General features: G+C 61.6%; 13 protein-coding genes. 4 read left to right on the top strand and 9 right to left on the bottom strand.

Features of this window, described 5'->3' with window-relative positions; all coding sequences use genetic code 11:
- Positions 1 to 80 precede the first annotated feature (80 nt).
- Positions 81 to 530, top strand: a complete 450-nt coding sequence (cadR, locus tag M5G18_RS21755; protein WP_064600182.1) for a Cd(II)/Pb(II)-responsive transcriptional regulator — start codon at positions 81 to 83, stop codon at positions 528 to 530.
- A gap of 59 nt (positions 531 to 589) precedes the next feature.
- On the opposite strand, the gene M5G18_RS21750 is transcribed toward cadR, so the two are convergent.
- From M5G18_RS21750 to M5G18_RS21740, 3 genes are all read right to left on the bottom strand, one after another.
- On the bottom strand, positions 590 to 1,561 hold the full coding sequence (locus tag M5G18_RS21750) for a thymidylate synthase (protein WP_011336420.1): 972 nt from the start codon (positions 1,559 to 1,561) through the stop codon (positions 590 to 592).
- A 50-nt stretch (positions 1,562 to 1,611) separates the two neighbouring features.
- Complete coding sequence (gene lgt / locus M5G18_RS21745; RefSeq protein ID WP_007953463.1) at positions 1,612 to 2,427, bottom strand: prolipoprotein diacylglyceryl transferase; 816 nt, start codon at positions 2,425 to 2,427, stop codon at positions 1,612 to 1,614.
- Positions 2,428 to 2,523: 96 nt separating this feature from the next.
- On the bottom strand, positions 2,524 to 3,306 hold the full coding sequence (locus tag M5G18_RS21740; RefSeq protein WP_273896153.1) for a sulfite exporter TauE/SafE family protein: 783 nt from the start codon (positions 3,304 to 3,306) through the stop codon (positions 2,524 to 2,526).
- Between the two features lie 131 nt (positions 3,307 to 3,437).
- Here M5G18_RS21740 and M5G18_RS21735 point away from each other — a divergent pair, with 131 nt between their 5' ends.
- Complete coding sequence (locus M5G18_RS21735; RefSeq protein WP_273896152.1) at positions 3,438 to 4,184, top strand: NRDE family protein; 747 nt, start codon at positions 3,438 to 3,440, stop codon at positions 4,182 to 4,184.
- A gap of 203 nt (positions 4,185 to 4,387) precedes the next feature.
- Here M5G18_RS21735 and ptsP read toward each other — a convergent pair whose 3' ends face one another.
- A complete protein-coding gene (gene ptsP, locus M5G18_RS21730) occupies positions 4,388 to 6,667 on the bottom strand; it encodes a phosphoenolpyruvate--protein phosphotransferase (RefSeq protein WP_007953470.1) in 2,280 nt (759 codons plus the stop codon).
- 22 nt (positions 6,668 to 6,689) lie between these two features.
- Complete coding sequence (locus M5G18_RS21725) at positions 6,690 to 7,169, bottom strand: RNA pyrophosphohydrolase (RefSeq protein ID WP_003229203.1); 480 nt, start codon at positions 7,167 to 7,169, stop codon at positions 6,690 to 6,692.
- 143 nt (positions 7,170 to 7,312) lie between these two features.
- On the opposite strand from M5G18_RS21725, the gene M5G18_RS21720 reads away from it, so the two are divergent.
- Positions 7,313 to 7,969 (top strand): histidinol-phosphatase, encoded by a 657-nt coding sequence (locus M5G18_RS21720; protein WP_273896151.1) that lies wholly within the window; start codon positions 7,313 to 7,315, stop codon positions 7,967 to 7,969.
- 105 nt (positions 7,970 to 8,074) lie between these two features.
- Here the strand turns inward: M5G18_RS21720 and M5G18_RS21715 are convergent, their stop codons facing one another.
- A complete protein-coding gene (locus M5G18_RS21715; protein WP_273896150.1) occupies positions 8,075 to 8,500 on the bottom strand; it encodes a DUF2269 family protein in 426 nt (141 codons plus the stop codon).
- 39 nt (positions 8,501 to 8,539) lie between these two features.
- Positions 8,540 to 10,054: a threonine ammonia-lyase, biosynthetic gene (gene ilvA / locus M5G18_RS21710; RefSeq protein ID WP_273896149.1), complete on the bottom strand. Its 1,515-nt coding sequence runs from the start codon at positions 10,052 to 10,054 to the stop codon at positions 8,540 to 8,542.
- A 146-nt stretch (positions 10,055 to 10,200) separates the two neighbouring features.
- Here ilvA and rpiA point away from each other — a divergent pair, with 146 nt between their 5' ends.
- A complete protein-coding gene (gene rpiA / locus M5G18_RS21705; protein WP_007953476.1) occupies positions 10,201 to 10,875 on the top strand; it encodes a ribose-5-phosphate isomerase RpiA in 675 nt (224 codons plus the stop codon).
- 84 nt (positions 10,876 to 10,959) lie between these two features.
- Here the strand turns inward: rpiA and M5G18_RS21700 are convergent, their stop codons facing one another.
- The gene (locus M5G18_RS21700) at positions 10,960 to 11,877 is read right to left on the bottom strand and encodes an SdiA-regulated domain-containing protein (protein WP_273896148.1); all 918 of its coding nucleotides are present in this window, start codon (positions 11,875 to 11,877) and stop codon (positions 10,960 to 10,962) included.
- A gap of 117 nt (positions 11,878 to 11,994) precedes the next feature.
- Positions 11,995 to 12,918, bottom strand: a complete 924-nt coding sequence (locus M5G18_RS21695) for an SdiA-regulated domain-containing protein (RefSeq protein ID WP_273896147.1) — start codon at positions 12,916 to 12,918, stop codon at positions 11,995 to 11,997.
- Between the last annotated feature and the right edge of the window lie 122 nt (positions 12,919 to 13,040).

The following is a 13,040-nucleotide window of genomic DNA, read 5'->3' as shown; positions in this document are numbered from 1 at the left end:
CGCGTCCATGAAGGTGCCTGTTGCCAAGTAAAGACCCTGTAGCCACTATAGGGTCAAGCACCCTTTTGGAGATTGCCGTCATGAAGATCGGAGAACTGGCGAAACAAACCGATTGCGCCGTGGAAACCATCCGCTACTACGAGCGTGAAAACCTGCTGCCGGAACCGGCCCGCAGCGACGGCAACTACCGCGTCTACACCCAGGCCCACGCCGAACGCCTGACCTTCATCCGCAACTGCCGCACCCTCGACATGACCCTTGAAGAAATCCGCAGCCTGCTCGCCTTGCGCGACAGCCCGCAGGATCAGTGCGAAAGCGTGAATGCGCTGATCGACGAGCACATCCAGCACGTCAAGGCGCGGATCGATGGGTTACTCGCGTTGCAGACGCAACTGCTCGACCTGCGCCAGCGTTGTGGCGAAGGACCGGAGGCGGATCAGTGCGGGATTCTGCAACGGCTGGAGGTGAGCGGCGGGGTTGTGGCGACAGAGGTCGAGCATTCGCATGTGGGCCGCAGTCACGGCCATTAAGAACGCCAGAAACAACTGAGGGAGCAATTTGGCTCCCTCAGTGTTTGATCACCCGGTTTTCAGACCGCCATCGGCGCGGTCATCGGCGCATGGTGCTCGTAGCCTTCCAGCGAGAAGTCGCTCGGCTCTACCAGTTCCAGCCATTCCGGCTGATAAACACCGGTCTTGGCAAACTCCGGCACACGATCCGAAATCTTCAGCTTCGGCATGGCGAACGGCTCGCGCTTGAGCTGTTCGTTGAGCATGTCCAGGTGGTTTTCGTAGACGTGGGCGTCACCGATGAAATAGGTGAACCAGCGCGGCGTGTAGCCGGTCAGGCGACCGATCAGGCTCAGCAGCGCGGCGCCTTCGGTGAGGTTGAACGGCGTGCCCAGGCCCAGGTCGTTGGAGCGGATGTAGAGGGTCAGGGAGATTTCCTTGGTCTCGACATTCGGGTGGAACTGGTACAGCAGATGGCACGGCGGCAAGGCCATTTCATCGAGTTGGGCGCAGTTCCAGCCGTGGAACAGGATGCGGCGGCTGCCCGGGTCCTTGATGATCGTGTCGACGCACTGGCGCACTTGATCGATGGCTTTGTACAAGACCACGTAGGCCTGGCCGTCTTCTTCGCCCTGGGCAATCTGCTTGTAGCCGTTGCTCAGGGTTTGTTCGATGGCGGCGGTGTTGCTCAGCGGGATCTGCTTGTATGCCGGCCATTTGCGCCATTGCACGCCGTAGATTTCGCCGAGGTCGTCTTCGCCCTGGCGGAACGGGTTGGCCAGCCACTGGGCGTTTTCGTTGGCGTTCTGATCCCAGACCTTGCAGCCCAGTGCACGGAATTCGGCGGCGTTGTTCACGCCCCGCAGAAAGCCGCACATCTCGCCGATGGCCGATTTGAAGGCCATCTTGCGGGTGGTGATCGCCGGGAAACCTTCCTGCAGATCGAAGCGCAGCATGGCGCCCGGAAAGCTGATGGTGTTCACGCCGGTACGGTTGGCCTGTTTGGTGCCGTTGTTGATGACGTGCGACACCAGATCGAGATATTGCTTCATGAGTTACCTGTGTCCTTGAGCCCCGGCAGACATCGCCGGGGTCCGAATATTTAAGCTGTCGGTGCAACCGGCGCCGCCGGGGCGCGGTGGTAGGCCAGCCAGATCAGGAACAGCCCGCCGATGATCATCGGTACGCAGAGTACCTGACCCATGGTCAGCCAGTTCCAGGCCAGATAGCCCAGTTGCGCGTCCGGCACGCGGACGAATTCGACGATGAAACGGAAGATGCCATAGAACAGCGCGAACATGCCCGAGACCGCCATGGTTGGTCGCGGCTTGCGCGAGAACAGCCAGAGGATCAGGAACAGCGCCACGCCTTCGAGCGCGAACTGATACAGCTGCGACGGGTGACGCGGCAGTTGTGCCGGGTCGCTGAACGGCGGGAACACCATGGCCCACGGCACGTCGGTGGCCTTGCCCCACAGCTCGGCGTTGATGAAGTTGCCGATGCGTCCGGCACCCAGACCGATCGGCACCATCGGCGCCACGAAGTCCATCAGCTGGAAGAACGACTTGCCGTTACGCTTGCCGAACCACAACGCGGCCAGCATTACGCCGATGAAACCGCCGTGGAACGACATGCCGCCCTTCCACACTTCGAAAATCAGCGTCGGGTTGGCGATGTAGGCGCTCAGATCGTAGAACAGCACATAGCCCAGACGCCCGCCGACAATCACCCCCATCGACAGCCAGAACACCAGGTCGGAAAGTTTTTCCTTGGTCCAGGTCGGGTCAAAACGGTTGAGCCGGCGCGATGCCAGCAGCCACGCGCCGCCGATGCCGACCAGGTACATCAGGCCGTACCAGTGGATTTTCAGCGGACCGATGGCCAGGGCCACCGGATCGATCTGCGGGTAAGGCAGCATTGCGACTCCTCGTTAGCATTCAAATCTTCAAAAATTCCCGGGCGACGCTGTCACCTCAGGATTAAGCCAGGATTGCGACCTGCCAAAACAGACGGCTCAGAACAGAAAGCTCAGGCCCACGCAAAACAGCAAAGCCGCGAACAGCCGTTTCAGCAACTTCGGCGACAACCTGTGCGCCAGCCGCGCGCCGAGACGGGCGAACACCATGCTGGTCAGGGCAATGCCGAGCAGTGCCGGCAAATACACAAAACCGAGACTATGGGCCGGCAGCAACGGATCATGCCAGCCCAGAATCATGAAACTTACTGCACTGGCCACGGCGATCGGCAGGCCACAGGCCGACGAGGTCGCCACCGCCTGCTGCATCGGCACGCTGCGCCAGGTCAGGAACGGCACGGTCAGCGAGCCGCCGCCAATCCCGAAAATCGCCGAGGCCCAGCCGATCACACTGCCGGCCATGGTCAGACCGAGCTTGCCGGGCACCGTTCGGCTGGCCTTGGGTTTGACGTCCAGCGCCAGCTGCGCGGCGATCACCAGGGCGAACACACCGATGATCTTTTGCAGGTTGGGCCCGGAGATCGCTTCGGCGGTCAGCGCTCCGAAGCCTGCACCGAGCAGGATGCCGACAGTCATCCACTTGAAGATCGACCAGCGCACGGCGCCGCGTCGATGGTGTTCACGCACGGCGTTGACCGAGGTGAAGATGATCGTCGCCAGCGAGGTGCCGACCGCCAGGTGGGTCAGGATCGACGGATCGAAGCCCTGCAAGGTGAAACTGAACACCAGCACCGGGACGATGATGATCCCGCCGCCTACCCCGAACAGCCCGGCCAGTACGCCCGCACAGGCGCCCAGCGCCAGATAGAGCAGAAATTCCATGACTGCCTCCCAAGGCGCATCCCCAAAACCGGAGCGGCATGGTAACGGATGGATACCCTTCGGCTCCACTGGCGATGGATGCACGGACGATGTCTGCGTAGAGTGGGCAAAAAACACACAAGGACCACCTTATGTGCCTGATTGTTTTCGCCTGGCGACCGGGGCATGCCCAGCCGCTGATCGTCGCGGCCAACCGTGACGAGTTCTACGCCCGGCCCAGCCTGCCGCTGGCGCAGTGGCCCGAGTCGCTGCATGTTCACGCCGGGCGCGATCTTGAGGCCGGGGGCACCTGGCTCGGTCTTGGCGCCAACGGTCGTTTTGCGGCGCTGACCAATATTCGTGATCCGCATCAGCCGCCGGCCCGGCGCTCCCGGGGTGAACTGGTGGCGGGTTTTCTGACCGGAAACCTGTCGATCGATGATTATTTGTCCGACGTTGTTGCCCGTTCGCCGGACTATGCCGGCTTCAACCTGCTGCTGGGCAATGCCAACGAACTGTGGCACTTCAATGCCCGATCTTCGGAACCGGTGATGCTGCAGCCCGGCGTCTATGGCCTGTCCAACGCCGGGCTGGATACGCCGTGGCCGAAACTGCTCAAGGCGAAGGCGGCATTGAGTGCGGTGCTGGATGATCCGCAGCCCGAGCGGTTGTTGGCGTTGTTGGGGGATGCGCAAACGGCGCCGTTTGCTGATTTGCCGGATACCGGCGTGGGGTTGGCGACCGAGTCGTTGCTGTCGAGTGTGTTTATTGCCAGCCAGAGTTACGGGACTCGGGCGAGTACGGCGTTGATCGTGCAGGCGGACGGGACGCGGCGGATGGTGGAGCGCAGTTTTGGGCCGTATGGTGGGCATTTGGGGGAAGTTGAGATTTACCTTTAGAAGCAAGCCCTCACCCCAGCCCTCTCCCGGAGGGAGAGGGAGCCGACTGAGTTGTTTTTTCTAGCGACATCGACCTGAGATTCCGAGTCGAACTCCGGCTTTGAACAGCATGGAGATCTGCTCCCTTTCCCCCTCTCCCCTTTGGGGAGAGGGTTGGGCGGGCGGCGTTCCGATGAGGGGTGGCTTTTGAATACGCCACTGATTCAGAGAGGCTTGACCGCCGCCGGATTGACCATCTTCGCCAACCCGAGGTTCTTCAGCGCCAGTTGCAGCGAGCTGTGAATAACCTGCGGGTTGTCGATGGTCATCAGTTCCGCCAGCAGATCCTTGGCCTTGCTCAGGTTGATCTGACGCAGCATCCACTTCACCTTCGGCAGGTTGGTGGCGTTCATCGACAGACTGTCGAAACCCATCGCCATCAACAGCACCGCTGCCGCCGGGTCACCGGCCATCTCGCCGCAGATGCTCACCGGCTTGCCTTCGGCATGGGCGTCGCGCACCACGGTTTGCAGGGCTTGCAGCACCGCCGGGTGCAGGTAGTCGTAGAGGTCCGCCACCCGTGGGTTGTTGCGGTCCACTGCCAGCAGGTACTGGGTCAGGTCGTTGGAGCCGACCGACAGGAAGTCCACCATCCGCGCCAGCTCTTTGGTCTGGTAAACCGCCGCAGGAATTTCGATCATCACGCCCACCGGCGGCATCGGCACGTCGGTGCCTTCGTCGCGCACTTCGCCCCAGGCCCGGTGGATCAGGTGCAGCGCCTCTTCGAGCTCGTGGATGCCGGAGATCATCGGCAGCAGGATCCGCAGGTTGTTCAGGCCTTCGCTGGCCTTGAGCATCGCGCGGGTCTGCACCAGGAAGATTTCCGGGTGGTCGAGGGTGACGCGGATCCCGCGCCAGCCGAGGAACGGGTTGTCTTCCTTGATCGGGAAGTACGACAGCGACTTGTCGCCGCCGATGTCCAGGCTGCGCATGGTCACCGGTTGCGGGTGGAACGCGGCGAGCTGCTCGCGGTAGATCGCCAGCTGTTCCTTCTCGCTCGGAAAGCGCTGGTTGATCATGAACGGCACTTCGGTGCGGTACAGACCGACACCTTCGGCGCCGCGCTTCTGCGCCCGCGCCACATCCGCCAGCAGGCCGGTGTTGACCCACAGCGGCATGCGGTGGCCATCGAGGGTCACGCACGGCAGATCGCGCAGGGAGTCGAGGCCCAGCGCCAGTTGTTTCTCTTCTTCCACCACCTCGGCGAACTGCTTGATCAGCACTTCGCTCGGGTTGGTGTAGATTTCGCCCTTGAGCCCGTCGACGATCATCGGAATGCCATCGACCTTGGCGTATGGCAAGTCGACTACACCCATCACCGTCGGGATACCCATGGCCCGGGCCAGGATCGCGACGTGGGAGTTACCCGAACCAAGCACCGACACCAGACCGACCAGCGTGCCTTCCGGCACCTCGCCGAGCATCGCCGGCGTCAGTTCTTCGCTGACCAGAATGGTCTTTTCCGGGTAGACCAGGTTCTGCTGACGCTCTTCCTGCAGGTAGGCGAGCAGGCGTCGGCCCAGGTCCTTGACGTCCGACGCCCGCTCACGCAGGTATTCGTCGTCCATCAAATCGAAACGGTTGACGTGATCGGTCACGACCTGGCGCAACGCGCCCTGGGCCCACTGCCCGGTCTTGATCACGTTGGTGATTTCGCTGCCCAGCGAGGCATCGTCGAGCATCATCAGGTAGACGTCGAACAGCGCGCGCTCTTCCGGACGCAGCTGGGTCGCCAGCTTGGCCGACAACGCACGCATGTCGGCGCGCACGCCTTCGATGGCGGTCTTGAACAGCGCCAGTTCCGCATCGATGTCGGTGATGGTCTTGTCCGGCACCACGTCCAGATCCGCCGGAGGCAGCATGACCACCGCGGTACCGACCGCCGCGCCCGGCGAACCCGGCACGCCGACGAACTTGGCTTCCTGGATGCCCTTGCCCTGACGGCCCAGGCCACGGATCGAGCCGGTGGCCTCGGCGTGAGCGATTACCCCGGCGAGCTGCGCGCTCATGGTCACGAGGAAGGCTTCTTCACCTTCATCGAACTGGCGGCGTTCTTTCTGCTGGATGACCAACACGCCGACGACGCGGCGGTGGTGAATGATCGGCGCCCCGAGGAACGAGGCGTAGCGCTCCTCGCCGGTCTCGGCGAAGTAGCGGTAGCGCGGGTGATCCGCGGCGTTTTCGAGGTTCAGGGGTTCTTCACGCGTGCCGACCAGGCCGACCAGACCTTCGTTGGGTGCCATGCTGACCTTGCCGATCGAGCGCTTGTTCAAGCCCTCGGTGGCCATCAGCACGAAGCGGTTGGTCTCTGGATCAAGCAGGTAGACCGAGCAGACCTGGCTGCCCATGGCCTCTTTGACGCGCAACACAATAATCCCCAACGCCGCCTTGAGATCCTTGGCGGAGTTAACTTCCTGGACGATCTTGCGCAGCGTATTGAGCATGGCTCGGGGTCGAACTCCGTCGTCAGTCGCGCGCTAGAAGGCGCGGGGCAAGCTCTTTGAGAGCGCGGCGATACACTTCGCGCTTGAATGTCACCACCTGGCCCAACGGATACCAATAACTGACCCAGCGCCAGCCATCGAACTCCGGTTTACCGGTCAAATCCATCCGCACCCGCTGCTCGTTGGAGATCAGGCGCAGGAGAAACCATTTCTGTTTCTGGCCGATGCACAGCGGTTGGCTGTGGGTTCGCACCAGACGTTGCGGCAAACGATAGCGCAACCAGCCCCGGGTGCAGGCCAGTATTTCAACATCTTCGCGTTCCAGGCCAACTTCTTCGTTCAGCTCGCGGTACAAGGCGTCTTCCGGCGTCTCCTCGGGATTGATTCCCCCTTGCGGAAACTGCCAGGCATCTTGATTGATACGGCGAGCCCATAGCACCTGGCCGGCGTCATTCGTCAGAATGATCCCGACATTAGGGCGGAAACCATCGGGGTCGATCACGGCAACAACCTCGCAAACGCATGTCGCCGCATTGTTCCACAAAGGTTGTGAAGGCGGCAACGAAGGTTCCGAGCTTATGTGCACTCTTGTGAAAAGACCGTATTCTTGTGGCCTTTTTACTGACTTTTCAGCGGGTAACTGCAATGCGCCTGGCTTTATTCGATTTGGACAACACCCTTCTGGGCGGCGACAGCGATCACGCCTGGGGCGATTATCTGTGCGAACGCGGCTTCCTCGACCCGATCGCCTACAAGACGCGCAACGACGAGTTCTATCAGGATTACCTGGCCGGCAAACTGGATAACGCGGCCTACCTGAACTTCTGCCTGGAGATCCTCGGCCGCACCGAAATGGCCGTGCTTGACCAGTGGCACAACGATTACATGCGCGACTGCATCGAGCCGATCGTGCTGCCGAAGGCGCTCGAGCTGCTGAAAAAGCACCGCGACGCCGGCGACAAACTGGTGATCATCACCGCCACCAACCGCTTCGTCACCGCGCCGATTGCGGTGCGCCTGGGCGTTGAAACCCTGATCGCCACCGAGTGCGAGATGGAGGACGGCCGCTATACCGGACGCAGCACCGACGTGCCGTGCTTCCGCGAAGGCAAGGTGACGCGCCTGAACCGCTGGCTGGAAGAAACCGGGCATTCGCTGGAAGGCAGCTATTTCTACAGCGACTCGATGAATGACCTGCCGCTGCTGGAGCAGGTGGCGAATCCGGTGGCAGTCGACCCGGATCCGAACCTGCGGGCCGAAGCCGAGAAGCGCGGCTGGCCGGTAATCAGTCTGCGCGACTGACTACGCCTTCGCGGGCAAGCCCGCTCCCACATTGGATCTGTGTCGCACACAAATTCCCTGTGGGAGCGAGCTTGCTCGCGATTGGGGTCAACTCGGTCTCAAGCCTTAAACCGGCTTGGCGCCCATCAACCCGGCAATCGCGATAAAGCAGACCAATCCGAACAACGCCAGCCCCAGGCTGAATCGACCCACGCCGCCCGGCGCCTTGCGCAACCGGTTCAAGCGCACCAGCAGCCAGAACCACGCCAGCGCCGCCACGGTGTAGAGCACGCTCGAGGCCAGAATCCACGTCTGCCCCAGCGGCCAGCCCACCAGATGCACCATCCACCAGCCGGTGAACGGCATGCTTACCAGCGCCAGCACGATCAACAGCCAGACAAACAGCCATGGCCGCTGCAACGTACGGCTGCCCGCCGTCGCGTCACCATTGCGTCGTGCGCGCCAGACCCGGATTCCCAGGCCCAGCGCACCGAGCAACAGCACCGCAGTCGCCAGCATGTGCGCCGCTTTCAGGGCGGTTAACGTTTCCATGATCCGATTTCCTTATGGCCTGCCCATCAGCGTAGCCGTTCAGCCAAGAAACAGCTGATAGGCCGGGTTGTCGCTTTCGTCCCAGTACGGGTAGCCGATTTCCTCAAGGGCTGCGGGCACCAGATGACGTTCGTCGTGGGGTACTTGCAGACCCGCGACCACGCGGCCGTCCGCCGCACCGTGGTTGCGGTAGTGGAACATCGAGATGTTCCAGCGACCGCCGAGCTTGTTGAGGAAGTTGAACAGCGCGCCCGGACGCTCCGGGAACTCGAAGCGCAGCACCACTTCATCGACCACGTGCGCCGCACGACCGCCGACCATGTGACGGATGTGCAGTTTGGCCAGTTCGTTGTCGGTCAGGTCGAGCACCGGGAAACCCTGTTCGGTCAGGCTTGCCAGCAGCGCACTGCGTGGGTCGTTGTCCGGATGGGTCTGTACGCCGACGAAGATGTGCGCTTCGCTGCCATTGTTGTAGCGGTAGTTGAATTCGGTGATCTGACGCTTGCCGATGGCCTCGCAGAACGCCTTGAAGCTGCCCGCCTTCTCCGGGATGGTCACGGCGATGATCGCTTCGCGGCCTTCACCCAGTTCGGCACGCTCGGCGACGTGGCGCAGGCGGTCGAAGTTGACGTTGGCCCCGGAGTCGATGGCCACGAAGGTCTTGCAGCTGACGCCGCGCTGCTCGACGTACTTCTTGATCCCGGCCACGCCGAGGGCGCCGGCCGGTTCGGTGATCGAACGGGTATCGTCGTAGATGTCCTTGATCGCCGCGCAGATTTCATCGGTGCTGACGGTGATCACTTCATCGACGTAATCCTTGCAGATGTCGAAGGTGTGCTGGCCGATCTGCGCCACCGCCACGCCGTCGGCGAAGATGCCCACGGCCGGCAGCACCACGCGTTCGCCCGCGGCCATCGCTGCTTGCAGGCAGTTGGAGTCGTCGGGCTCGACGCCGATGACCTTGATGTCCGGGCGCAGGTATTTCACATACGCCGCAATGCCGGCGATCAGACCGCCGCCGCCCACCGGAACGAAGATCGCGTCCAGTGGCTGCGGGTGCTGGCGCAGGATTTCCATCGCCACGGTGCCCTGCCCGGCAATGGTGTGCGGATCGTCGTACGGGTGGATGTAGACGTAGCCTTTTTCATCGACCAGTTTCAGCGAGTAGGCCAGGGCTTCCGGGAAGGAATCGCCGTGCAGCACGACCTTGCCGCCACGGGAGCGCACGCCTTCGACCTTGATCTCCGGGGTGGTCTTGGGCATCACGATGGTCGCTTTCACGCCCAGCACTTTCGCCGCCAGGGCCAGGCCTTGCGCATGGTTGCCCGCCGACGCGGTGACCACGCCGCGAGCGCGCTCTTCGTCGCTCAACTGGGTCAGCTTGTTGTAGGCGCCGCGAATCTTGAACGAGAACACCGGCTGCAAGTCTTCGCGCTTGAGCCAGATGTCGTTGCCCAGCCGCTCGGAGAGCTGGCGAGCGTTCTGCAGCGGGGTTTCTACGGCAACGTCATAAACGCGCGAGGTGAGGATCTTCTTGACGTACTGTTCGAGCATCGGAAAGCATCACTGGCGGTTGGGCGGGACCAGCGAGTCTAACCCGGCTTTCAGCCGGACGACCACACGAATGCAGAGGTTTTAGCCCGGCTTGAGGCTATAATGCCGGCCTTTCCGTTCTTACCTTGCCCGCTTCCGGAGCCCGCATGACCCAGGATCAACTCAAACAGGCCGTGGCCCAGGCTGCCGTCGACTTCATCCTTCCGAAACTCGACGACAAGAGCATCGTCGGCGTCGGCACCGGCTCCACCGCCAACTGCTTCATCGACGCCCTGGCCCAGCACAAGGGCGCGTTCGATGGTGCGGTCGCGAGCTCCGAAGCCACCGCCGCGCGCCTCAAGGGCCACGGGATTCCGGTGTACGAGCTGAACACCGTGAGCAACCTGGAGTTCTACGTCGACGGCGCCGATGAAAGCGACGAACACCTGAACCTGATCAAGGGCGGCGGCGCAGCCCTGACCCGCGAGAAGATCGTCGCGGCCGTGGCCCAGACTTTCATCTGCATCGCCGACGCCAGCAAACTGGTGCCGGTGCTGGGCGCGTTCCCGCTGCCGGTGGAAGTGATCCCGATGGCCCGCAGCCACGTGGCCCGCCAGCTGGTGAAGCTGGGCGGCGACCCGGTCTACCGCGAAGGCGTGCTGACCGACAACGGCAATATCATCCTCGACGTGCACAACCTGCAGATCACCAATCCGGTGGAGCTGGAAGCGCAGATCAACGCGATCGTCGGCGTGGTCACCAACGGTTTGTTTGCGGCGCGTCCGGCGGATCTGTTGTTGCTGGGTACTTCCGAAGGTGTGAAAACACTGAAAGCTGAGTAAGCCGAAACTGCCCACATTTTGGTGGGTAGATGAAAAAACTGTGGGAGCCAGTTTGCTAGCTCCCACATTGTTTGAAGGTGTTGGTTAGTTCTGCAAAGGCTTTCTAAAGACATAAAACAGATTCGGCTCGCTCACCAGATACAACGTACCGTCGTCATCCATCGCGATACCTTCCGCCTGCGGCACGGTTTTCTTCAGGCCCTGCCGGCCACCGCTCAATGACATGGTGCTCAACGGGCGCCCGTCCACATCCAGTTCCAGAATCAGCCGTGACTCGTCGGACAGCGCCAGTAAATGGCCGCTGCGCTCGTCGTATTGCAGGCTCGACAGATCGCGCACGAACATCCCGGCATCGCGCTTGGGATTGTTGATCACGTGTACTGCGTAGGATTTTTCCGGATTGAAGTGCGGGAAACCGTGCACTTCATAGATCAGCATCGGATCCCGTTCCTTGGCCACGAACAGGCGCTTGCCCACCGAGTCGTACGCCAGGCCTTCAAAGCCCTTGTTGCCGCTCATGTGTACACCGAGGGTCATCTGCTCGGCGTCCGCTGCATCGAGGAACGTGGTGTCGTGTTCCAGATGGATCTTGATCAGCCGTTGCTGGCGCTCGTCAGTGATCACGTAGGTGTCGGCGCTGATGAACTCCACCGCTTCCGGATCGCCGAAGCCGATCAAGGCGACACGGCGCAGGATCGTGCCGTCCAGCGACAGCTCGATCAGTTCGGCATTCTTGTTGGTTACGGTGAACAGGCTCTTGCGCACCGGATCGTAGGTCAGCGCCGAGACGTCGTCGTTCAGCCCGTCGATAACCTTCGCTTCGATGTCCACCCGGTATTGATCCAGCCCGATGGCCTCGCTGCTCATCGGCTGCCAGAGCGTATGCAGGTTGAACCAGGCACGCTCGAACAGGCGCATGTATTGGCCGATCGCAATCAGTGCGATCAGGGCAATCACCGACAGGATGATGAACAGAGGCTTGGGACGGGCAAGTCGACGCATTCGGGCAGGCTCGGAGTCAAAACAGGCGGATGAAATATCACGCCTGTCTGAACTGAAGCTTAATGGCCACTTGCCTCAAGCCACAACTGCACAGATCTGCAATTGCTGTAGGAGTAATTACTTCTGCTTTTCGAAGCGGTAGAACAGGTTCGGCTCGCTGACCATGTACAGCGTGCCTTCCTCATCCATGGTCACGCCTTCGGCGCGGGGAATGGTTTTCTTCAAGCCGTTGAAACCGCCGAGCAGGGTCATGAAGCTGACCTGCTCACCCTTCTCGTCCAGCTCCAGCAACAGGTGCGAATCGGCGGACAACACCAACGTGTGGCCGGTGCGCGGGTCAATCGACAGAGCCGAGAGGTTGCGCAGGTCCAGTTCGTCGCTGTCGAGTTTCTGCTTGTCGCCCTTGAGCGTCTGGCTGCCGTCGCTTTTCCAGGTGAACAGCGCAGGCGGACGCTCTTCGCCCAGCAGCAGTTGCTGGTTGCGGGCGTCCCAGGTGATGGCCTCGAAAGCCTTGTTCTGGTCTTTCGACGGGCCAAGGTCGTATTTCGGGAAATCGTCGCGCTTCAGTTCGCGGGTCTCGGCATCGACCTTGACGATGGAGAGCATGTGCTCGCGCTCATCGACAATCGCCATCAAGCCGTTTTCCATCACCGTCAGGCCTTCCGGATTGCTCCAGCCCACCAGCGGCATCTTGCGCAGCACGTCACCCTGCAGGGTCAGCTCGACGAGAAATGGATTCTTGCCCATCACCGAAAACAGGGTTTTGGTCTGCGGGTTATAGGACAAATCCGAAGCTTCGTCCTTTTCCATGCCCGGCAATAGCTTGGCGTCGATGACCACGCGATAGTCCGGGAGCCAGACACTTTCCTGCTGCTCGGCCGTGCTTTCGAAACGCTCCAGCACCCACAGCACACCGCGGTCATCCCAATGCATGGCAAACGCCAGCCCGTACGCAGCGGCGACTGCCAACAACAGCCAGGAATACCAGCGCAGGGCGAAGCGTGAACGGCGGGCGGGTTTGAGCTGAGTTTGAGATGACATCGAAGGACGCGTTCCGAAAATTCAGGCTACGGGTAATAGCACAAAGAGGCCGGCTCAGACGCCAGAATGACCGGAATTATCCGGACAAAATGTGAAAAAAACGGCAAATGGCCGGAATGCCC

It is taken from the genome of Pseudomonas aphyarum, assembly GCF_028657055.1.
Taxonomy (GTDB): domain Bacteria; phylum Pseudomonadota; class Gammaproteobacteria; order Pseudomonadales; family Pseudomonadaceae; genus Aquipseudomonas; species Aquipseudomonas aphyarum.
Note: the sequence above shows the minus strand (reverse complement) of the source record. Positions and strands in the feature narration are given on the sequence as shown.

Bases quoted from the DNA above. Each gene is read 5' to 3' on its own strand.
- ptsP (WP_007953470.1), bottom strand. From the start codon at position 6,667: ATGCTCAATACGCTGCGCAAGATCGTCCAGGAAGTTAACTCCGCCAAG.
- cadR (WP_064600182.1), top strand. From the start codon at position 81: ATGAAGATCGGAGAACTGGCGAAACAAACCGATTGCGCCGTGGAAACC.
- M5G18_RS21700 (WP_273896148.1), bottom strand. From the start codon at position 11,877: ATGCGTCGACTTGCCCGTCCCAAGCCTCTGTTCATCATCCTGTCGGTG.
- M5G18_RS21735 (WP_273896152.1), top strand. From the start codon at position 3,438: ATGTGCCTGATTGTTTTCGCCTGGCGACCGGGGCATGCCCAGCCGCTG.
- ilvA (WP_273896149.1), bottom strand. From the start codon at position 10,054: ATGCTCGAACAGTACGTCAAGAAGATCCTCACCTCGCGCGTTTATGAC.
- M5G18_RS21695 (WP_273896147.1), bottom strand. From the start codon at position 12,918: ATGTCATCTCAAACTCAGCTCAAACCCGCCCGCCGTTCACGCTTCGCC.
- rpiA (WP_007953476.1), top strand. From the start codon at position 10,201: ATGACCCAGGATCAACTCAAACAGGCCGTGGCCCAGGCTGCCGTCGAC.
- M5G18_RS21750 (WP_011336420.1), bottom strand. From the start codon at position 1,561: ATGAAGCAATATCTCGATCTGGTGTCGCACGTCATCAACAACGGCACC.
- M5G18_RS21740 (WP_273896153.1), bottom strand. From the start codon at position 3,306: ATGGAATTTCTGCTCTATCTGGCGCTGGGCGCCTGTGCGGGCGTACTG.
- lgt (WP_007953463.1), bottom strand. From the start codon at position 2,427: ATGCTGCCTTACCCGCAGATCGATCCGGTGGCCCTGGCCATCGGTCCG.
- M5G18_RS21720 (WP_273896151.1), top strand. From the start codon at position 7,313: ATGCGCCTGGCTTTATTCGATTTGGACAACACCCTTCTGGGCGGCGAC.
- M5G18_RS21715 (WP_273896150.1), bottom strand. From the start codon at position 8,500: ATGGAAACGTTAACCGCCCTGAAAGCGGCGCACATGCTGGCGACTGCG.